General features: G+C 39.5%; 19 protein-coding genes. 13 read left to right on the top strand and 6 right to left on the bottom strand.

Annotation, left to right across the window (positions count from 1 at the left end; all coding sequences use genetic code 11):
• Positions 1 to 604 precede the first annotated feature (604 nt).
• The 5 genes from dnaK (at position 605) to lepA (ending at position 8,680) form a co-directional block, all read left to right on the top strand.
• Positions 605 to 2,500 (top strand): molecular chaperone DnaK, encoded by a 1,896-nt coding sequence (dnaK, locus tag ME1_RS01410; RefSeq protein WP_004862333.1) that lies wholly within the window; start codon positions 605 to 607, stop codon positions 2,498 to 2,500.
• 159 nt (positions 2,501 to 2,659) lie between these two features.
• The gene (gene dnaJ, locus ME1_RS01405; RefSeq protein WP_004862331.1) at positions 2,660 to 3,808 is read left to right on the top strand and encodes a molecular chaperone DnaJ; all 1,149 of its coding nucleotides are present in this window, start codon (positions 2,660 to 2,662) and stop codon (positions 3,806 to 3,808) included.
• A gap of 717 nt (positions 3,809 to 4,525) precedes the next feature.
• On the top strand, positions 4,526 to 5,431 hold the full coding sequence (gene argB, locus ME1_RS01400) for an acetylglutamate kinase (protein ID WP_004862330.1): 906 nt from the start codon (positions 4,526 to 4,528) through the stop codon (positions 5,429 to 5,431).
• Positions 5,432 to 5,463: 32 nt separating this feature from the next.
• A complete protein-coding gene (locus ME1_RS01395; RefSeq protein WP_004862328.1) occupies positions 5,464 to 6,378 on the top strand; it encodes a DMT family transporter in 915 nt (304 codons plus the stop codon).
• 496 nt (positions 6,379 to 6,874) lie between these two features.
• Positions 6,875 to 8,680, top strand: a complete 1,806-nt coding sequence (gene lepA, locus ME1_RS01390; protein WP_004862327.1) for a translation elongation factor 4 — start codon at positions 6,875 to 6,877, stop codon at positions 8,678 to 8,680.
• A 75-nt stretch (positions 8,681 to 8,755) separates the two neighbouring features.
• Here lepA and dapD read toward each other — a convergent pair whose 3' ends face one another.
• Complete coding sequence (dapD, locus tag ME1_RS01385; protein WP_004862325.1) at positions 8,756 to 9,604, bottom strand: 2,3,4,5-tetrahydropyridine-2,6-dicarboxylate N-succinyltransferase; 849 nt, start codon at positions 9,602 to 9,604, stop codon at positions 8,756 to 8,758.
• A 107-nt stretch (positions 9,605 to 9,711) separates the two neighbouring features.
• Here dapD and ME1_RS01380 point away from each other — a divergent pair, with 107 nt between their 5' ends.
• Positions 9,712 to 10,575 (top strand): LOG family protein, encoded by an 864-nt coding sequence (locus tag ME1_RS01380; protein ID WP_004862323.1) that lies wholly within the window; start codon positions 9,712 to 9,714, stop codon positions 10,573 to 10,575.
• Between the two features lie 31 nt (positions 10,576 to 10,606).
• Here the strand turns inward: ME1_RS01380 and truA are convergent, their stop codons facing one another.
• From truA to def, 3 genes are read right to left on the bottom strand one after another with little or no spacing between them, the layout of a single operon-like run.
• Complete coding sequence (gene truA / locus ME1_RS01375; RefSeq protein WP_004862321.1) at positions 10,607 to 11,350, bottom strand: tRNA pseudouridine(38-40) synthase TruA; 744 nt, start codon at positions 11,348 to 11,350, stop codon at positions 10,607 to 10,609.
• Position 11,351: 1 nt separating this feature from the next.
• Positions 11,352 to 12,281 carry a methionyl-tRNA formyltransferase gene (gene fmt, locus ME1_RS01370; protein ID WP_004862319.1) on the bottom strand — a complete coding sequence of 310 codons (930 nt, stop codon included), beginning with the start codon at positions 12,279 to 12,281 and terminating at the stop codon, positions 11,352 to 11,354.
• A complete protein-coding gene (def, locus tag ME1_RS01365; protein ID WP_004862318.1) occupies positions 12,281 to 12,811 on the bottom strand; it encodes a peptide deformylase in 531 nt (176 codons plus the stop codon). The genes fmt and def overlap by 1 nt, the downstream gene beginning before the upstream one ends.
• A gap of 116 nt (positions 12,812 to 12,927) precedes the next feature.
• Here def and ME1_RS01360 point away from each other — a divergent pair, with 116 nt between their 5' ends.
• Both ME1_RS01360 and ME1_RS01355 read left to right on the top strand, forming a co-directional pair.
• Positions 12,928 to 14,112 (top strand): DNA recombination protein RmuC, encoded by a 1,185-nt coding sequence (locus ME1_RS01360; protein ID WP_035009005.1) that lies wholly within the window; start codon positions 12,928 to 12,930, stop codon positions 14,110 to 14,112.
• Positions 14,113 to 14,208: 96 nt separating this feature from the next.
• Complete coding sequence (locus ME1_RS01355) at positions 14,209 to 14,796, top strand: transglycosylase SLT domain-containing protein (protein ID WP_004862314.1); 588 nt, start codon at positions 14,209 to 14,211, stop codon at positions 14,794 to 14,796.
• 509 nt (positions 14,797 to 15,305) lie between these two features.
• Here the strand turns inward: ME1_RS01355 and ME1_RS01350 are convergent.
• Together ME1_RS01350 and ME1_RS01345 are read right to left on the bottom strand one after the other, a co-directional pair.
• Entirely contained in the window at positions 15,306 to 15,557 is a 252-nt protein-coding gene (locus ME1_RS01350) for a BQ00720 family protein (RefSeq protein ID WP_004862312.1), read from the bottom strand.
• 27 nt (positions 15,558 to 15,584) lie between these two features.
• Positions 15,585 to 16,013, bottom strand: coding sequence for an Hsp20 family protein (locus ME1_RS01345; protein WP_004862310.1), 429 nt, complete (start codon positions 16,011 to 16,013; stop codon positions 15,585 to 15,587).
• A gap of 118 nt (positions 16,014 to 16,131) precedes the next feature.
• On the opposite strand from ME1_RS01345, the gene nth reads away from it, so the two are divergent.
• The 5 genes from nth (at position 16,132) to pheT (ending at position 21,312) form a co-directional block, all read left to right on the top strand.
• Positions 16,132 to 16,872 (top strand): endonuclease III, encoded by a 741-nt coding sequence (gene nth, locus ME1_RS01340; RefSeq protein WP_004862309.1) that lies wholly within the window; start codon positions 16,132 to 16,134, stop codon positions 16,870 to 16,872.
• A gap of 173 nt (positions 16,873 to 17,045) precedes the next feature.
• Positions 17,046 to 17,249 carry a 50S ribosomal protein L35 gene (rpmI, locus tag ME1_RS01335; protein ID WP_004862308.1) on the top strand — a complete coding sequence of 68 codons (204 nt, stop codon included), beginning with the start codon at positions 17,046 to 17,048 and terminating at the stop codon, positions 17,247 to 17,249.
• Between the two features lie 33 nt (positions 17,250 to 17,282).
• Entirely contained in the window at positions 17,283 to 17,684 is a 402-nt protein-coding gene (gene rplT / locus ME1_RS01330) for a 50S ribosomal protein L20 (RefSeq protein WP_004862306.1), read from the top strand.
• A gap of 96 nt (positions 17,685 to 17,780) precedes the next feature.
• The gene (gene pheS / locus ME1_RS01325; RefSeq protein WP_004862303.1) at positions 17,781 to 18,866 is read left to right on the top strand and encodes a phenylalanine--tRNA ligase subunit alpha; all 1,086 of its coding nucleotides are present in this window, start codon (positions 17,781 to 17,783) and stop codon (positions 18,864 to 18,866) included.
• Positions 18,867 to 18,897: 31 nt separating this feature from the next.
• On the top strand, positions 18,898 to 21,312 hold the full coding sequence (gene pheT, locus ME1_RS01320; protein WP_004862302.1) for a phenylalanine--tRNA ligase subunit beta: 2,415 nt from the start codon (positions 18,898 to 18,900) through the stop codon (positions 21,310 to 21,312).
• Positions 21,313 to 21,536 lie beyond the last annotated feature (224 nt).

The following is a 21,536-nucleotide window of genomic DNA, read 5'->3' as shown; positions in this document are numbered from 1 at the left end:
TTCAAGGTTTAGCGTCCAAGAGAGCAATAAACCATTAAAGGAACTGGATCGAATCTGTTGCAGAGTAGATTGGTAGTTCATATTCTCAAAAATTGTATATTGAGCAAGATGAGATTCAACACTATAGAAAAGAAACATCACGTTTGTTGATTATATAAAAGATAGAGCGGTCATTATAGAGATTAGACTAAGGAAGACTATGAGATTTAAGGTGTAAATTACTCGCGTCTGAGTGATATTTTTAAAAAGTTTTCCTATGAGAGATCAAGAAAAAGTGTTCCATTAGTTTTTATTTTTTAATTGTTATAGGTCGGTATTATGAGCATAGTAAGAAAAATATGCTATGATGCTCGCTCATTGATCAAGGGGGGTATAAATAGAATATCTATTTCAAAAGAAAAATTTTATTTTGAGAATGTTTCTCTATTCTCTTGTAGCGATAAGAGCCTGTTCTTATATACGAAGCAGAAAGAGCTTGTTGCGGCTTGCAGTTTATTGTTTGTGTAACTTTGAAGCAAGGTGCAAGCTTTTAAGTATTATGAGGAGCTGTCTTAGAAAAATGCTTGATGAAGGTTGAGATAGCTTGCTGAATGGAGATTAAAATATGGCAAAAGTAATTGGTATTGATTTGGGGACGACTAACTCTTGTGTTGCTGTTATGGATGGCAAAAACGCAAAGGTTATAGAAAATTCAGAAGGGGCACGGACAACACCTTCTGTTGTCGCTTTTACTGATGGAGGAGAGCGGCTTGTTGGGCAACCAGCTAAACGGCAAGCGGTTACAAATCCTGAAGGAACGGTTTTTGCAGTTAAGCGCTTGATTGGTCGCCGTTTTGATGATCCCATGGTTGAAAAAGATAAAGCGCTTGTTCCTTATAAGATTGTTAAAGGTGATAATGGTGATGCGTGGGTAGAAGAAGCCGGTAAGAAATATTCTCCCTCACAAATTTCAGCTATGATTTTGCAAAAGATGAAAGAAACTGCAGAGTCTTATCTTGGTGAAAAAGTTGAGCAAGCAGTTATTACTGTTCCTGCGTATTTCAATGATGCACAGCGTCAAGCGACCAAAGATGCAGGTAAAATTGCTGGACTTGAGGTTTTGCGGATTATCAATGAGCCGACAGCTGCTGCTTTAGCGTATGGTTTGGATAAAAAAGACGGAAAAACCATAGCAGTTTACGACCTTGGTGGTGGTACATTTGATATTTCTGTTCTTGAAATTGGAGATGGTGTTTTTGAAGTTAAGTCAACCAATGGAGATACTTTTTTAGGCGGTGAAGATTTTGACATGCGCTTGGTTGGTTACTTTGCTGATGAATTCAAGAAAGAACAAGGGATTGATCTAAAAAATGATAAATTGGCATTGCAACGCTTAAAAGAAGCAGCGGAAAAAGCAAAGATTGAGCTTTCTTCTTCACAACAAACAGAAATTAATTTGCCATTTATTACGGCGGATCAATCTGGTCCCAAGCATTTGACAATGAAGTTAACGCGGGCAAAATTTGAATCTCTCGTTGATGATTTAGTTCAACGTACCATAGAGCCTTGTAAAGCCGCATTAAAAGATGCAGGATTGAAAGCTGGTGAAATTGACGAAGTTGTTTTAGTGGGCGGTATGACACGTATGCCCAAGATTCAAGAAGTTGTGCAAAGCTTTTTCGGCAAGGATCCACACAAAGGTGTTAATCCCGACGAAGTTGTAGCAATGGGTGCTGCTATCCAAGGAGGGGTGTTGCAGGGCGATGTGAAAGATGTATTGCTTTTGGATGTGACACCTTTGTCTTTGGGGATTGAAACGTTGGGTGGGGTTTTCACACGTCTCATTGAACGCAACACCACTATTCCAACGAAAAAATCACAAGTTTTTTCCACAGCTGATGATAATCAGAGTGCCGTGACTATTCGTGTTTTCCAAGGTGAACGCGAAATGGCTAGTGATAACAAGTTATTGGCTCAATTTGATCTTGTTGGTATTCCGCCAGCACCGCGTGGTATGCCTCAGATTGAAGTTACTTTTGATATTGATGCGAATGGTATTGTTAATGTGTCTGCTAAAGATAAAGGAACAGGTAAAGAACATCAAATTCGTATTCAAGCATCAGGTGGTTTAAGTGACGCTGACATCGAAAAAATGGTAAAAGATGCAGAAGAGCATGCAGCTGAAGACAAAAAGCGTCGTGAAGGTGTTGAAGCTAGAAATCAAGCGGAAGCTCTTATACATTCAACTGAGAAATCATTGGCTGAATATGGCGATAAGGTAACAGCTACAGATAAAGAACAGATTGAAACTGCAATATCTGATTTGAAATCTGCACTTGAGGGCACTGATACTGAAGAAGTAACAGCGAAAATGCAGAAATTGGCAGAAGTCAGTATGAAGCTCGGACAGGCTATGTATGAAGCTTCACAAGCAGCAACAGACAGCACTGAAACAGATACAAAAAAAGATGATGTTGTTGTCGATGCTGATTTTGAAGAAATTAACGATAAGAAAAAATAGTGTAAGCAAATGTGTTGATCACGTGATAAACCCAGTCTTTGAAAGAGAAGGCTGGGCTTTATTATTTTGGATAAGTTGCAACTTTTTTGCTAAAAATATAAATTAAAAGCAAATCTTATCCATAGAGATGGATAACAAAAGAATTATCAGGAATACATGATGAAAGTAGATTATTATGAAGTTCTTGGCGTGACTCGTGAATGTGATGATAAAAAGCTGAAGTCTGCTTTTCGTAAGTTAGCAATGCAATATCATCCTGATCGCAACGCAGGGGATAAAGAGGCAGAGCGGAAATTTAAAGAAATTGGCGAAGCTTATGAAGTTCTTAAAGACCCTCAAAAGCGCGCAGCTTATGATCGCTTTGGCCATGCGGCTTTTGAAAATAATGGCCGTGAGGGAGCAAATCCCTTTGGTGGTTTTGCTGCAGGTGGTGGATTTGCTGACATTTTTGAAGATTTTTTTGGTGAAATTATGGGAGGGATGCACCGTAAGCGCAATGATGGCCGCGAACGTGGTGCTGATCTGAGTTATAATATGGAAGTGACCTTGGAAGAGGCATTTTCAGGAAAAACCGCGCAAATTAATATTCCGAGTTCCGTTACGTGTGATGTCTGTGAAGGGTCAGGCGCAAAAAAGGGCTCCAAGCCACAAGTTTGTGGAACGTGTCATGGAGCTGGCCGTGTACGTGCTGCACAAGGTTTTTTTTCTATTGAACGAACATGTCCTGCATGTCATGGACGGGGAGAAACTATCACGGATCCATGCCCAAAATGTCAGGGGACGAGACGGGTGGAGAAAAAACGTTCATTGAGCGTGAATGTTCCAGCTGGTATTGAAGATGGTACGCGTATTCGTCTTTCTGGTGAGGGAGATGCAGGAATTCGTGGTGGTCCTAGCGGCGATCTTTATATTTTTCTTTCTATTAAATCGCATGAGTTTTTTCAACGAGAAGGAGCTGATCTTCACTGTCGTGTTCCTATTTCAATGGTGACGGCTGCTTTAGGAGGTGAATTTGAAGTTTCCGACCTTGATGGTGTCAAAACACGTGTTAAGGTTCCGGAAGGTACACAAAATGGGTGTCAGTTTCGTCTTAAAGGCAAAGGAATGCCTGTGTTGCGTCGTCAGCAAGTAAGGGGCGATCTTTATATTCATATCACTATTGAAACACCTCAGAAATTAACGCAGGAGCAACGCGAATTGTTGCAAAAATTTGAGAAGCTTTCAAATCATGAGAATTCGCCACAATCGCATGGTTTTTTTTCACGTATGAAGGAATTTTTTGAAAATATTTCAGGACAAAATTCATGAATGCTCATTCATTGAGTGGATTGTGTGTATTCCTGTAGAAATAAAAAGTGAATAATCTTTCATAGAGAGAAGAGGGGAATTCAATTTTATTCTCGCTTAATGAACAAAACGACCTTCATTTTTTGAGAAATATTTTGGTTTTTTCATAAATGCTTTTTATTGTTCTCTTTAAGGGAATTTATATGCATGATAAGAAGTACAATAGGGGCTGATGCGAAAGGTTTTCTTATGTGATGTTATCAACAAGCCGCACTTATATTTATTTGCGAGCTATCAATGTTGCGATTTCTCTTACTTGAGACAGTTCGTACGGGAAGGAGAAATGGAGAGATCCTATATTCAGTGCATTTATTAAAAGTGCAAACCGATTAATTAACTTTATAAATCAAGAGTTGTATATATTTCCATTCATTGTTAAAGATCCCAGTATAGGATAAAATTATTGCGTTAAATATACGGTGTGGCTTGAGAGTTTTTCTAAATTCTGCTTCCGAATTTTATACATAAAATTGTAGGACAATGACATTTTGTACACCTATTTTGTTCAATTTTTTGATGCCAATTCTTTTTAGGGAAGCTGTCTTAGGTTTATCATAATTCAAAGAGAAATGGACAATTTTCAGGGGGGATGGATAGAGTAAAACTTGTTTTGAATTCGTTTTCACTTTTTCTAAATGCCATTAAGAGAAGGAAAAAAGTGATGAGGAGGCTCTTTTTATGGATGATGTTGAAAACAGTGCTGCAGATGTTTTTGAAAAACAAGCAGCGTTTTTATCGTCTGCTTTACCCTATATGCAGAAATATGAAAATGAAACAGTGGTTGTAAAATATGGCGGGCATGCTATGGGCGATGCTGCTTTGGGGCAGGCATTTGCACGTGATATTGCTCTGTTAAAACAATCAGGAATAAATCCTGTTGTTGTTCATGGTGGAGGGCCTCAAATTGCTAAAATTTTAATGAAAATGGGGATTGAATCACGATTTGAAAACGGTCTACGCGTGACCGATGAGCGGATCGTTGAAGTGGTTGAAATGGTTTTGGCAGGTTCCATAAACAAAGAAATTGTTGCTCTTATTAATGCTGAGGGTGAATGGGCAATAGGATTATGCGGCAAGGATGGCAATATGGTTTTTGCCGAAAAGGCATATAAAACTGTAATTGACCCTGATTCGCACATTGAACGTGTTTTAGATTTAGGATTTGTTGGCGAACCTGTTGAAGTTGATCGTACATTGTTGGATCTTTTGGCATGTTCTGAAATGATTCCAGTTCTTGCTCCTGTGGCTCCAGGCCGTGATGGCAAAACCTATAATATTAATGCTGATATTTTTGCTGGAGCCATTGCCGGTGCATTAGAGGCAAAACGCCTTTTATTTCTTACCGATGTTCCTGGTGTCTTAGATAAACAGGGTAAACTTTTAAAAGAATTAACAATTTCTGAAGCTGAAAACTTTATCAAAGATGGCACAATTTCAGGAGGTATGATTCCAAAAGTAGAAACGTGTATAAAGGCTCTTCAAAATGGTGTAGAAGGTGTTGTTATTTTAAATGGTAAAACTCCCCATTCTGTCTTGTTAGAACTGTTTACTGAACAAGGCGTTGGAACGCTTATTGTTTCATAAGGTGTACAGAAAATTGGAGGAAGAAGCCTTTTATGGTTGATATAAAAGAATTGAAACGTCCGTTATTGAGCAAACAAGAATTGGCATTATTTGCTGCGACAATATTGTGGGGCATTACTTTTTTAGTGATTCACATAGCGGTACGCTATAGCGGTCCTTTCTTTTTTGTTGGATTCCGTTTTACCGTTGCATCACTTTTGTGTGGGGCGATTTTTTGGCGCTCTATGAAAGGCGTAACAGTTTATGAAATTTTTGCTGGTATGGCTATTGGTTCAGGGATGTTTTTTGGTTACAGTTTGCAAGCTATGGGGCTTCAAACAATTATTAGCAGTCAATCGGCTTTTATCACGGCGCTTTATGTTCCGATAGTGCCAATATTGCAATGGATTGTTTTTAAAAAGCCCCCTCGTTTAGCTTGTTGGATCGGTATTGTTTTCGCTTTTATTGGGCTTATACTTATTTCTGGACAAAAGCCGGGAAAATTTGATTTTTCACAAGGTGAAATTCTGACTTTGTTAGGTGCTTTGGCAATTGCTGGGGAAGTTATACTTATCGGAATTTTTGCCAACAAAGTTGATAGTCGACGCGTAACGATTATACAGTTATTTTTTGGTGGTCTTTTTTCATTTTGTTCTATGCCTTTTATGGGTGAAAGCATTCCTGAATTTTCATGGATATGGGTAAGTATCGGTATAGGATTGGCATTGATGAGTGCTATCATTCAATTAGCAATGAATTGGGCACAAAAGTCTATTTCGCCTACGCGTGCAACACTTATTTACGCAGGTGAACCTGTATGGGCTGGTATTGTTGGGCGTTTAGCTGGTGAACGTTTGTCCCCTTTAGCTTTATTAGGGGGAGCGCTTATCCTGATTGGGATCATTGTTGCTGAATTACAACCTTCTCAATGGCGTAAAAAAGATAAAATAATTGAGAAAATTGATTAACTTTGCTTCTCTCTTATCATGCGTTTATTTCATGATATTTTTACTTAAAGAGATTTTCTTTTTCACGTTTAGATAGAAGAAAAAGAATCTCTTAGGAAATATGTTTTTTAAAAAAGAGTTTGCGCAAGAGAGTGTAGTTTTGAAGCTTTAACAGTTAAGAAAATTAACTGTTCAGATATTAAGTTTTTTATTTTGTATAAAATGAAAAAAACGGGTTATTATGTACATATAGCAATAGTTTTTGCAAATTTTATCACAAGCCTGAGCTCTTATGCATTTCGAGCATAGGAGAGATAAGGCTAATGGATATGAAAAAATTCAGAGTATTTAAGTACTTTTAATCATTGGTATTGAGTTTAGCAAACAAAGATCTCATTCTTGAGATTATGAGAAATTGTATTTCTAGAAGCTCTTTTCCTTTATATTTTTTGAAAGGTTTTCAAAGAAACATAATTGGTCTTTGCGTTTTGTACCATTCTTTGCTAAATCGCCTCATATGACAATAGATCGTAATTATATCCGTAATTTTTCCATTGTGGCGCATATTGACCATGGAAAGTCGACTTTGGCTGATCGTTTGATTCAAATGACAGGAGGGCTTGAGACACGAGAGATGAAAGAGCAAGTGCTCGATTCCATGGATATTGAGCGTGAACGTGGAATTACTATTAAGGCACAAACGGTTCGTTTGCATTATAAAGCGAAAGACGGTAAGACCTATATTTTAAATCTTATTGATACGCCTGGCCATGTTGATTTTGCTTATGAGGTATCGCGTTCATTGGCAGCTTGTGAAGGTTCACTTTTGGTTGTAGATGCGAGCCAAGGTGTAGAAGCGCAGACATTAGCGAATGTTTATCAAGCTATCGATAATTCTCATGAATTGGTTGTTGTACTCAATAAGGTTGATCTTCCAGCAGCAGAACCTGAACGTATTAAAGAGCAAATTGAAGATGTGATTGGTATTGATACCTCTCAGTCAGTGGAAATATCAGCGAAAACAGGTTTAGGTGTTCCTGATGTTTTGGAAGCAATTGTTACACAGTTGCCATCTCCGCGTACTGGTGATGTTAACAAACCTTTAAAGGCAATGTTGGTTGATAGTTGGTACGATAGTTACCTTGGTGTCATCGTTTTGGTGCGGGTGATTGATGGTGTGTTAAAAAAAGGACAAACTATCCGTATGATGGGTACAGGAGCAAAATATCCCGTTGAACGAGTTGGAGTCTTTACCCCTAAAATGGTTCATGTTGATGAATTAGGACCAGGGGAAATAGGTTTTATAACAGCCTCTATTAAAGAAGTTGCTGATACACGCGTTGGTGATACCATTACGGAAGAACGGCGTCCTTGTGAAGAGGCACTGTCTGGTTTTAAACCTGCACAACCGGTTGTCTTTTGTGGACTTTTCCCCATTGATGCTGCTGATTTTGAAGATTTGCGTGCAGCTATGGGAAAGTTGCGTTTAAATGATGCGAGCTTTTCCTTTGAAATGGAAACGTCGGCTGCTTTGGGGTTTGGCTTTCGTTGTGGCTTTTTAGGGCTTCTTCATCTTGAAATTATTCAAGAGCGATTAGAACGTGAGTTTAATTTAGATTTAATTGCGACAGCACCTTCAGTTGTGTATCGCATGAATATGAATGATGGTTCTGTAAAAGAACTGCATAATCCAGCGGATATGCCTGATATTGTTAAAATTTCTTCCATTGAAGAACCATGGATTCAGGCGACAATAATGACTCCTGATAATTATCTTGGTGCAATTTTAGAGCTTTGCCAAGAACGGCGGGGAGTACAAGTGAGTTTGTCCTATGTAGGAACGCGCGCTATGGTTACATATAATTTGCCGCTGAATGAAGTTGTTTTTGATTTTTATGATCGTTTAAAATCAATCTCGAAGGGATATGCTTCCTTCGATTATCAAATGACAGATTATGTGGAGGGTGATCTGGTTAAAATGTCTATTTTAGTCAATGGAGAATCTATAGATGCATTGTCGATGCTTGTGCACCGTACTATTGCTGAAAAGCGCGGACGTTCAATGTGTGAAAAACTAAAAGATCTTATTCCTCAGCATATGTTTCAGATTCCGGTTCAAGCAGCGATTGGCGGTAAAATCATTGCGCGTGAGACAATTCGTGCGTTGCGTAAAGATGTAACGGCTAAATGTTACGGGGGTGATGTGACGCGTAAACGCAAACTTTTAGAAAAGCAAAAAGAAGGCAAAAAGCGAATGCGTCAGTTTGGAAAAGTAGAAATTCCCCAATCAGCTTTTATTCAAGCGCTTAAAATGAATAAATAATAATAAAAAAGGGAGCCTTCTCTCTTAATTGATTGCGCTTTTTGTTTAAGAACAAAGAATTTTGAGGCGTAATTTTTAATCACGCAAAAGATCATTAATGGACGTTTTTTCTCGTGTTTTTTGATCAACGCGTTTGACTATAACAGCACAATAAAGATTTGGACCTGCTTCACCGTTTGGTAGTGGTTTTCCGAGAAGAGAACCTGGAACAACGACACAGTAGGCTGGTACTTCACCTATAAAAATTTCACCTGTTGTACGATCAATGATCTTTGTAGATTTTCCAATAAAGACTCCCATCCCTAAAACGGCGCCTTCACGGATAATACAGCCTTCAACGATTTCAGATCGTGCTCCGATAAAACAATGATCTTCAATAATGGTTGGGTTTGCTTGTAGTGGTTCTAAGACGCCTCCAATTCCAACACCACCAGAAAGATGAACATGTTTACCAATTTGTGCGCAAGAGCCAACGGTGGTCCATGTATCAACCATTGTTCCTTCATCGATAAAGGCACCAAGATTGACAAAGGATGGCATTAAGATGACATTGGGAGCAATGTAGGCAGAATGGCGTACAATTGCTCCAGGAACGGAACGGAAGTCAGCTTTTTTAAAGTCTGCTTCTTGCCAACCAGAAAATTTCGAAGGGACTTTATCCCACCAAGATGTTCCATTTATACCACCAGAAATAATTTGCATAGGATTAAGCCGAAAAGAGAGAAGAACGGCTTTTTTCAACCATTGATGAACATGCCATTGTCCATTTTTTTGACGTTCTGCAACACGGATCTCACCTTTATCAAGAAGGTTTAGTGCATCCTCAACACTCTCGCGAATTTCACCTTTTGTAGTGGTATTGATAGAATTGCGGTCGTCAAATGCTTTTTCAATAACCATTTCAAGTTGTGCGAGATGAGTCATGATCAGAGTTCCGTTAAATAAGTTGAAAGCTTCAATATTTATCCTTTATGACCTACGCGAAGAAATGTTTTCAGTCAAATAAAACCATAAAGAAATAGGGTAAGTATATGAAAAAAGGCTATAAAGAAAAAAGAGAAAAAGAACAAAAAAATTGGGCACCACTTCTCCATGTGAAGGACGCTTTACAACAGGGATATGCTGTCTCTGATTCAGCACAAATGCATTCGCCTACTTATCGTTTGGCTTATATTGACCAAGAGTTTATGATGCGTCCCGAACTACGCTCACAGCGTCTTAGTCTTGAATTTATAAAACCAGAAATAACGCTTCAAGAATGTGATATTCAATCAACAGTTGTTTTATTTGGTGGTGCGCGTATTCCTCAACCTGGACAAGAAGCGTGGGCGGCAAAAAATGAAACACAAAAGAAGAATTTGCATGCTCTGTCGCATTATTACAATGAGGCAAGGGAGTTTGCACGTTTGTGCTCATGCTATTCTGCTACGACTGAGTATCGTGAATTTGTGGTTGTCACAGGGGGAGGACCGGGAGTTATGGAAGCAGGAAATCGTGGTGCTTCTGATGTTGGGGCACCAACGATTGGCTTAAATGTTGTTTTACCCCATGAGCAATCGCCTAATTCTTACGTATCTCCGCATTTATGTTTTAATTTTCATTATTTAGGGATACGTAAAATGCATTTTTTAATGCGCGCAAAAGCATTAGCTGTTTTCCCTGGAGGATTTGGTACTCTGGATGAGTTGTTTGAGACGTTAACTTTAATACAAACGGGACGGATGAAACGGGTTCCGATTTTATTATTTGGAAAAGAATTTTGGGATAACGCGATCAATTTTGATTATTTATCAGTGCAAGGTACGATCTCTCCTTCAGATCTCACACTAATCACATTTGTCAATACAGCAGCGGAAGCTTTTGAAGAAATTCGTGTCTTTTATAAGCTTTCTTAATCGTTGTTGAAGAAGTCATTTTGCAGGAGAGCTAATATTCTACTTTTGTCAAATAAAGTCCTGAAGGCGGTGCAACGACACCACAACGTTTGCGATCTTTAGCATGAAGAGCTGCTTCAAGATCATTTGCTGTCCAGCGTCCGATACCTACTTCCATGAGGCTTCCGGCAAAGGAACGAATTTGATGATGAAGAAAAGAGCGGGCTTTTGCGTAGAGAAAGATCTCTTCTCCTTCTCTTTGAACATCAAGACGCTCTAAGGTGCGAATAGGGTTTTTGGCTTGGCAATGTGCAGAGCGAAAAGTAGTAAAATCGTGTTGTCCTACGAGTTTTTGGGCAGCTTCATGCATCGCTTCAGCATTAAGGGGTTTGGGCAACCACCACACGCGTTTGGCATTTAGAGCGGGGGGAGAGCGACGATTGAGAATTTTAAAAAGATAATGGCGTTTGACTGCGGAAAATCGTGCATCAAAGCTATCGGGGACGTTTTCTACATTCAAAATCGAAATACTCTCCCCTTGTTTTTGTAAATGTGCATTGAGTGCATCGCGTACAGTATGCGAGCCCCAGTTTTTTTCAAAATCAACATGCGCAACTTGTCCCGTAGCGTGTACACCTGCATCAGTTCGACCTGCTGTCGTGATGGTCAATTGTTGTCCACAGAAGCAAAAAATGGCTTGTTCGAGAGCCCCTTGTACAGTGTGCAGCTCTGCTTGGCGCTGCCAGCCAGCATAATTTGAACCATCATATTCAAGAGTGAGTTTAAAACGGGGCATATTAAAAAACAGCAGAAATATGAGCGCCTCGCAAAAATGTTGCGCTATCAAGAATTTTACCACCAGATCTTTGCAGAGAGGTTATTTCAAGACGCCCTTGTCCGCAATGGATAATCAAAGAATTTGGTTCTCTCCGTCCAATTTCAAGAGAAGGACCTGTTGTTAAACGACTCTCAAGAATTTTCACGCGTTCTTCTCTATCACCAATATGCATGTTACACCAGCAACCAGGAGAGGGGGAAAGTGCGCGGATATGCCTATGAATAAGTTCAGCAGGCTTTGTCCAATCAATGCGGGTCTCTTCCTTTTTAATTTTGGAGGCGTAGGTTACATCTTTCCCTGATTGTGGAGTCAGTTTAAGCTGCCCTTTTTCAAGAGCCGATAGAGCTTCTATTATAAGTTTTGCGCCTATATGTGAGAGTTTATCTGAAAGTTCCAAGGTTGTCATGTTATCGGTGATAGAGATGGAATGGGAGAGTGCGATAGGACCCGTATCAAGTCCTTCATCCATTTTCATAATCATAATTCCCGTTTCTTTATCACCAGCCATAATCGCACGCTGAATAGGTGCAGCGCCGCGCCAGCGAGGTAAAAGTGAAGCATGAGCATTAAAACAACCAAAACGGGGTGTTTCAAGAATAGCTTTCGGTAAGAGAAGCCCATAGGCAACAACAACAGCAGCATCAACACGAAGTGCTGCAAATTGAGCTTGTTGTTCAGCTGTTTTAAGTGTTTGAGGTGTGAATACAGGAATGGATTTTTCTTGTGCTGCATTTTGCACAGGTGAGGGGATAAGTTTAAGTCCGCGACGTCCTGCTGGACGCGGTGGTTGACTGTAAACAGCAACAATATTATGACCAGCATCCAACAAAGCATGTAAAATGGGAACAGAAAAATCAGGCGTTCCCATAAAACTTAATCGTAATGCCATTACAAAAGTGCTTCCTCTGTCTTTTTCTCTTTTGCGAGTTTTTTAAATTTCCGTATCACCATATCACGTTTGAGCTTCGAAATATGGTCAATAAAAAGACAGCCATTTAAATGGTCAATTTCGTGTTGTAAACAAGTAGCTAAGAGATTGTCTGCTTCAATTTCTGTTTGTTTTCCTTCACGGTTTTGATAGCGAACACAAAGGCGTTTAGGACGTTCAACTTCTGCATAATATTCAGGAATGGAAAGGCAGCCTTCTTTGTAAATACTGCGTTCATCTGAAAGCCATAAAATTTCAGGGTTTATAATAACAAGTGGATTTTTCGCATCATCATTTCCAGAGACATCGATGACCAACATACGCAATGGTATGCCGATCTGAATAGCAGCAAGACCAACACCTTTGGCATGATACATAGTCTCCAACATGTCATCAGCAAGCTGCTGGAGAGCTGAATCAATATGCTCGACAGGTTTGGATATTTCCCGTAAAATCGGATCAGGTAAGGTAACTAAAGATTTAATTGGCATAAGCGTAGATTAGTCAATGGTTTGTTGTGGGTCAATATTAAACTAACAGATTTTGACACTGTGTTAAATAACAGATTTTTGCGCTTTTTGATAGCAAGGACGTTATATTATTGTTCATGTTTGATTCGCTTTCTTCTGTCATGATTTTTGATGGGCCTTTAGCTCAATTGGTGATTTTGCTTTTATTTGTACTGATTTGTTTAGCTTTTTTTATGCTAATATATTCTCATCGAAAAAAGGGACTTTTGGAAAATGAAATTGCTGAACGCGCTCGTGAAGCACAAATGCAGATGGAGACATTGTTAAAAACACAAGCTGAAATGCAAGGCCGAATGCAAACTATGGCAGAAATTTTTGGTCAAAGGCAAGCTGAATTAAATAAGTCTATAAGTGAGCAACTCAACGGAATGACAACCAATTTGGGTCAAACGCTTCAGGTGCAAACCAAATCTACTTATGAAAACTTGAATCGTTTGCAAGAGCGCTTAGCGGTTATTGACGCGGCACAAAATAATATCCAATCGCTTACGGGACAAGTTGTTCAGTTGCAGGCTATTTTAAGCAATAAGCAGACGCGTGGCACTTTTGGCCAAGGGAGGATGGAAGCAATTATTGCTGATGCTTTGCCAGCTAATGCCTATATTTTTCAAGCAGTTCTTTCAAATGGAAAGCGACCAGATTGTCTCATTCACATGCCTAATAAGGCCCCTTCTCTTGTTATTGATGCTAAATTCCCTCTGGAAGCTTGGAATGCTATGCGTAAAGCAGCAACGGCGCAAGAGCGTCAGGAAGCAGAACGCCAATTTCGCACTGACATGGAAGTTCATATTCGCGATATTGCGCAGAAATATTTAATTCCTGGGGAAACACATGATACCGCTTTTCTTTTTGTGCCATCAGAATCGATTTTTGCAACAATCTATGAAGATTTTGAACCATTGGTACAAAAAGCCAATCGATCACACGTGATTATTGTATCACCATCTTTGTTGATGTTATCTGTTCAAGTTGTACAGACCATTATGAAAGATGCCAGAATGCGTGAACAAGCCCATTTGATTCAGTCGGAAGTGGTAAAATTGATGGAAGATTTTGGACGAATGGATACGCGTGTTCGCGCGTTACAGAAACATTTTTCCAAAACAGGTGAAGATATAGAGGCTATTTTAATATCATCCTCCAAAATTATGAAACGGGCTAATCGTATTGAAACTTTTGAATTAAAAGAGAAAGACGCTTTGCCAACACAAATGTCTGCTTCTATTCAGCCCAAAACATTGCCTTTGGTTGATGAGGAATGAAGTTAAGCTTTTCAGTACAACGAGAGTTCTTTATTGATTAGTAATAATTTTTTAGTATCCATATCTCGTTAATTTCCTAATGAGAGGAATGAAAATATGCGACACCTTTTGTTTTTAGGAGCATTGGTGTTTTTGCTGGAGGGATGTGCAACAACACCTCCGAGATATACCAACAATGCTTGCGCCATTTTAGCGCAGAAAGATGGCTTTTTTGATAATTGGGGAAGGGCTTCTAAACGTGCCGAAATGCGTTACGGAATTCCCATGTCTATTATTCTTGCAACTATTAATATGGAATCGAATTTTCGGCACAATGCACGTCCTGCGCGCACAAAACTTCTTGGTTTTATTCCATGGAAGCGCCGATCGACAGCGTATGGCTATTCCCAAGCACTTGATAGTACATGGGCAATGTATCTCCGTTCCGCAGGAAGACCTTATGCGCGGCGTACAAATTTTGCAGATGCTGCTGATTTTGTTGCTTGGTATCATCGCCAGACTGTTCAACGCAATGGTGTAAGGTTTAATGATGCCTATAGCCTTTATTTAAATTATCATATGGGTCACGGGGCTTATGCACGCAGTGGAGGTTATGTCTCAGCGGCACTTGCACAGGCAGCACAGCGTATGGAAAACTTGTCCAGAAAGTATGAACAGCAATTGAAAACATGTGGATGGCGTTAGAAAGAAATATTCTGACTCAAAAGACTGGATTGGTTTTTAAATGGATATGAATGCAGAATTTCTTATAAGAGAGCATGATTTTTGGAAGGGCTATATTTAAGGCATCAACGCAACAAAAAAATCCCAAAAAAGTCCCGAGAAATTTTTTGTAATGCATTTGAGAAGATTAGGTATAAGATCTTTGTTAAAAAGAAGATGTGTGATCAAGAGGTAAAAAGTTTACTATAAAAGCTAGATAATTGAATATCGCAAAGAGTATTGATGAGTAGAGATCTATAGAACCGTACTTTTGTGAAGAAAAAGAAACACAAATCACTGCTTTTAAAAATGATAGTCTTGGAATAGTGTAGAGTTAAGCACACCTATATTTTCTAATTGAAAAGAGTGAGCTATTTTAAAAATTGGAATGATTTTCCTTCAATTTATTTATAAAAATAACTTCGCACCGTACCTTACCAAGTAGGAACGAGACAGTCTATAAAGATGCTTCTTACTTTTTATAAAACAGGTTAGTGTAGAGTTACAATTTGTAGTTCATGCTCATTGGCACCTGCAAGAGCAATAGAGCGTTCATCAGACAAAATGATCGGATAACCTGTTTCTCCAAAGAGAGCCCATATTGTAATGCCGGGTGTCATTGGTGGGAGATCTGGAAAGTTTTTAGCCAGATCATCTGTACAAACCTTTTTTAAATAAGCAATTTGCCCCGCATTAAAATGGGTGGCATCTTGCAACAGCAAGTTTTGTTTGTGTTCTCCCATTTTATTATTCCTTTAGCCTTATTTTTACTACTCACTCCTGCTGACTCTGATTGGAATCTGCTTTGTTTGTTTTTTTGATTGTGGTTGATGTAGATTAATTGATAAAAGACCATTTTTCAACTCAGCATTTGTAACATGCATTCCTTCTGCAAGAACAAAGGTACGTTGAAATTGACGTGCCGCTATACCATGATATAAATATTGATGATTTTGATTGTCTGTTTGCTTACCGTGAATAATTAATTGATTGTCATCGAGTAAAATATTAAGATTGTCGACTTTAAATCCAGCAACAGCCAACGTTATACGTATATGATTTACACCATCGTTTTTGTGTAAACGTTCAATATTATAGGCTGGATAAGCCTCACCAGCTTTACCAATACGTCGCAACGTTTTTTCTATGGTTTCAAATCCTAAAAGAAAGGGATTGGAGAAAGGCGTCACATGTGTCATTGTGAATGTCCTCTTCAAAGCGGCTTTACTTGACCAAACTTTATAAAAAGTGTTTTCTGCATTCCTCTCATATGGCGAGCATGGGTGATAAGTTCAAGAGAGAAGATGAGAGAGTGTAATGACTCAGAGAACAAGTAAATTGTTAAAGACGCAAAAATCTTCTGAAATATTGTATAGCGAAGACGAAATTGAAGAAATCTTTCGCCGCTTTTCTGTTCAACGCCCAGTTCCTAAGAGTGATCTTATTTACACCAATGTTTTTACTCTTTTGGTTGCGGTTATTCTTTCGGCTCAAGCGACAGATACGAGTGTTAATAAAGCGACCAAAGAATTATTTCGCCTTGCTGATCACCCTGAAAAAATGGTTGCATTAGGAGAAGAAGAAATTGCACGCCATATTCGTACAATTGGTCTTTGGCGTGCAAAAGCGCGTAATGTTTATGCGCTTTGCAATTTTTTAATTGACCAATATGGCGGTAAAGTGCCTGATAAACGTGAAGATCTTATGTCCCTCCCTGGAGTGGGGCGAAAAACGGCTAATGTTGTTTTGAATGTTGCTTTTGGTCACCCTACACTAGCGGTAGATACGCATATTCTGCGCCTTGGTAACCGTCTTGGTTTAGCACCTGGCAAAACACCAGAGATTGTTGAAGAAAAGTTGTTAAAGATTATACCGGTACATTATCTTCGTCATGCGCATCATTGGCTTATTTTACATGGGCGTTATATTTGTCAAGCGCGTAAAACACAATGTACGCGATGCATTATTGCTGATCTGTGTAAAGCAGCAATCAAAACAAATACAATCCCAGCACCTTTGGTTGAAATTCAAGGAAATGGCGCTCCAATTTTTTTTTGATACGCTCTTGCTATTTTATGTATACTAGCTTATGAAAACGCTGTTGGAGCCGCCCGGCAGGGCATGCCGTGGCTGTTTAAATGCTTGTTCAAGTGTTGGTCCGCTTGATAAATGAATTCTGGGTGAATAAATTCACTGAAATGTATAATGTATAAAATATATGGAGTAGCAAAATGCCCAAGATGAAGACCAAATCATCCGCTAAGAAGCGGTTTAAAATCACTGCGTCAGGCAAAGTTAAAGTAGCAGCTGCGGGTAAACGCCATGGCATGATTAAACGTTCGAATAAGTTTATTCGTGATGCGCGTGGAACGATGGTTTTATGCGAACAAGATGCTAAAAAAGTTGTTCAGTGTTATTTGCCGAATAGTTTATAAACCTTACGCTTTTGATTTTTAGGAGAGTATTACATGGCACGTGTAAAAAGAGGTGTGACAGCGCACGCGAAACACAAAAAAGTTCTTAAGCAGGCTGAAGGTTTTTACGGTCGTCGTAAAAATACCATTCGTGCAGCGAAGGCAGCGGTTGACCGTTCTAAGCAATACGCGTATCGCGATCGCAAAAATAGAAAGCGGACTTTCCGAGCTTTGTGGATTCAGAGAATTAATGCAGCTGTTCGCGCGGAAGGCTTAACTTATGGGCGCTTTATTGACGGTTTATCGAAAGCGGGGATAGAAATTGATCGTAAGGTTCTTTCAGATATAGCCGTTCATGAAGCAGCAGCATTTTCTGCTCTCGTTGCTTCTGCGAAGAAGGCTTTGGAATATTTAAAGGATACAACCCCTAATGCTTTTGAGGGCGCTGTCAAATAAGCCAGTCGTGTTCTCTTAAAGCATTTATTTATTCGGGATCCCGTGCTGGTTGTTACTGGTGCGGGTTTTTTTCTATTCACAAAAATAGGCAAAGATATGAGCGATATTGAGCAACTGGAACAAGAAATTTGTTTAGCTTTAGAAGCAGCTAATGATGAACAAGCACTTGAAACAGTGCGTATTGCTGCATTAGGCAAAAAAGGCAGTATCTCTGAACGATTAAAAGCATTAGGAAAGATGGATGCTAGCGAGCGCCATAAAGTTGGACCAGTTCTTAATGGATTAAAAAATCGCATTTTAGAATTATGGACGCAAAAGCGTGATCTTTTGAAACGCCAAGCAATGGATGCGCGCCTTTCTAGTGAAACGGTTGATGTTACTTTACCTGTGCGTTCTTCACCTGTAGAACGGGGACGTATTCATCCTATTTCGCAGGTGATTGAAGAAATTATAGCCATTTACACAAAGATGGGCTTTTCACTTGCAGAGGGGCCAGATATTGAAACAGATTATTATAATTTTACGGCATTGAATTTTCCGGAAGGTCATCCAGCGCGCGAAATGCATGATACCTTCTTTTTTGATGCTGATAAAACGGGACAGCGGAAATTATTACGCACCCACACATCACCTGTACAAATTCGTACGATGGAAAAGCAAAAAGCCCCAATACGTATCATTATTCCTGGAAAAACCTATCGTATGGATTCAGATGCAACGCATTCACCAATGTTTCATCAGGTAGAAGGTCTTGTGATTGATAAAACCTCGACCATTGCACATATGATGTGGCTTCATGAGGCTTTTTGCAAAGCCTTTTTTGAGGTTCCTTCTGTGAAGATGCGTTTTCGCCCCTCTTTTTTTCCTTTTACCGAGCCTTCTATGGAGGTGGATATTCAGTGTGATCGTTCTGGTTCAGAAGTGCGCTTTGGGGAAGGAGAGGACTGGTTGGAAATCTTAGGATGTGGAATGGTGCATCCTCATGTATTGAAAAATGTAGGTTTAGATCCCGATGAATATCAGGGTTTTGCATGGGGAATGGGCATTGATCGCATCGCTATGTTGAAATACGGTATGCCTGATTTACGGGCTTTCTTTGATGCTGATCTGCGTTGGTTAGATCATTATGGCTTTCGCTGTTTTGATATGCCTGCTTTTTTCCCTAATTTAAGAAATCTGTGATCTTATCATAGTTTGGATGTGAGGTTTTAAAATGAAATTTACATTGTCGTGGGTAAAAGATCACCTAGAGACAGATGCATCTTTGGAAGAAATTTGCGATAAACTAACGGCTGTAGGCCTTGAGGTGGATCACGTTGATAACCGTTCTTCTTTGAAAGGTTTTGTGATTGCAAAAGTTTTAACGGCAATAAAACATCCTGATGCAAATAAACTTCAGATTTTGACTGTAGATATAGGGTCTGGTACACCTGTGCAAATTATTTGCGGGGCACCAAATGCACGCGCTGGACTTGTTGGAGTTCTTGCATTGCCGGGTACTTATGTGCCTGGGCTTGATATGACATTATCTGTGGGAAAAATCCGCGGGATTGAAAGTTTTGGAATGATGTGTTCACAAGCAGAACTTGACTTATCGAGTGAGCATGATGGGATTATAGAGCTTCCAGAAGATGCACCTATTGGGGAGTCATTTGCGGCTTATGCAGGTTTGGATGATCCGATAATTGATATTGGTTTGACACCTAATCGTTCTGATTGCACAGGTGTTTACGGTATTGCGCGTGATCTTACTGCTGCTGGAATTGGACAGTTAAAAGAGTTATCGTTGCCACAATTCAATACTTCTTTTGAAACGTCACTCGATGTTTCTTTGGATTTTCCGGAAGATTCAGCATTATGTTTAGGTTTTGCTTGGCGTGAAGTACGCAATGTTCAAAATGGTGCATCGCCTCAATGGATGCAGCGGCGTTTGAGTGCAATTGGTTTGAGACCAATTAATGCGCTGGTTGATATGACTAATTATATAAGTTTTGATCTTGGTCGTCCGCTTCATGTTTTTGATGCGGATAAGATTAAAGGCAATTTGCGTGTGCGGCGTGGTCGTGAAGGTGAACAGCTTCAAGCACTTAATGGAAAAATCTATCATTTGGGTATTAATGATTGTGTCATTGCAGATGAAGAGGGTGTTGTTTCTATTGCCGGTATCATGGGTGGTGAAAGAACAAGCTGTGATGAGACGACACGTCGCGTTATTATTGAGTCGGCGCTTTGGGATTCAAAGAGTATTGCACAAACGGGGCGTGCATTAGGACTTATCAGTGATGCACGCTATCGGTTTGAGCGGGGTGTTGATCCGGCCTTTATGGAAAAAGGACTTGAGATTGCAACAGAATTGGTTTTACGTCTTTGTGGTGGTGAAGTTTCAAAGACAAAAATTGTTGGTTATCAGCAGCCGGAAATAAAACAGATCACCTTCCCTTTTTCTGAAATTAAGCGCTTGACACATTTGCAAATAGATCGTGCACAAGCCATCACTATTTTGACACAGCTTGGATTTGCTGTCGAAGGGGAAGGAGATGTAGTAACGGTTAAAGTGCCAACATGGCGCCCCGATATCGCTGGTAAAGCGGATTTAGTAGAAGAGGTAATGAGGATTTATGGGCTAGATAAAATTAAGCCTATTCCATTGGAAAGTTTTGCAGAGGAAAAAAATCAAATTTTGACAGATTCACAGCTTCGTTCCCGTGTTACGCGGCTGGCTTTGGCACATCGCGGTATGAAAGAGGCTGTAACTTGGTCCTTTATTTCCGAAAAACAGGCACTTGCTTTTGGAGGCGGTCAAGCACAACTTAAGTTAGTAAATCCTATTTCTTCTGATATGTCCGTAATGCGTCCTTCTCTTTTACCTGGTTTGCTGGTGGCGGCACAACGAAATGCTGATCGTGGTTTCCCTGATCTTGCTTTGTTTGAAGTTTCCAGCATCTACGAAGATGATACAGCTGATAAACAACAACGTGTTGCTAGTGGAATTCGCCGTGGAACAGAACGTTTTGAAGGAGCAGGGCGTTTTTGGAATGGTCATACGAGAGCAGTTGATGTTTTTGATGCGAAAGCAGATGCATTGGCTGTTTTAGAAGCATGCGGTATAGATATTGGCAAGATTCAAATTGAAGTTGGAGCACCCGATTGGTATCATCCTGGTCGTTCAGGGGTTATGAAACTTGGATCGAAGATTATTCTTGGCTTTTTTGGCGTTTTCCATCCTGCTACATTGGAAAATTTAGATGTCAGTGGTCCTTTATGTGGTTTTGAAGTTTTTCTTGATCGAATTCCGGAGTCAAAGAAAAAGGCAACAAAAAGCCGTTCTCCTTTGAAATTATCGCCTTTTCAAATGGTGCGGCGTGATTTTGCCTTTGTAGTTGATAAAACAGTTGCTTCCTCTCTTATTGTACGTGCTGCAAGTGGAGCGGATAAAAAACTGATTCATTCAGTGCAGGTTTTTGATCTTTTTGAAGATTCAAGCCTTGGTGAAGATAAAAAATCTATTGCAATTGAAATAGCTCTTCAACCTATTGAACGGACTTTAACGGATGAAGATATAGAAGAGCTTACTTTGAAAGTGGTGGAAAATGTCACCAAAGCGACGGGCGCAAGTCTGCGTTGTTAAGTCTATTTCTTTTTTATTGGCTTATTTTAAAAGTAGGAGCACTTTATGAGTGCTCCTTTATTTTTTGCATATTTCAGATCTTTAGAGCTCTTTGAATGACAAATTTTTCATACCAAAAGCTTCTCTTTAAATCATTAATCTTTTTAAAGGAGAGAAGGGATGTTTCAAATATCCTAAAAAGTTATTTTGGGTCAGAATCCTTGATAGCAAATGTGATTGCAAAT

This window comes from Bartonella vinsonii subsp. arupensis OK-94-513, assembly GCF_000278235.1.
Taxonomy (GTDB): domain Bacteria; phylum Pseudomonadota; class Alphaproteobacteria; order Rhizobiales; family Rhizobiaceae; genus Bartonella; species Bartonella arupensis.
This window is presented reverse-complemented; position numbering and strand designations above follow the sequence as displayed.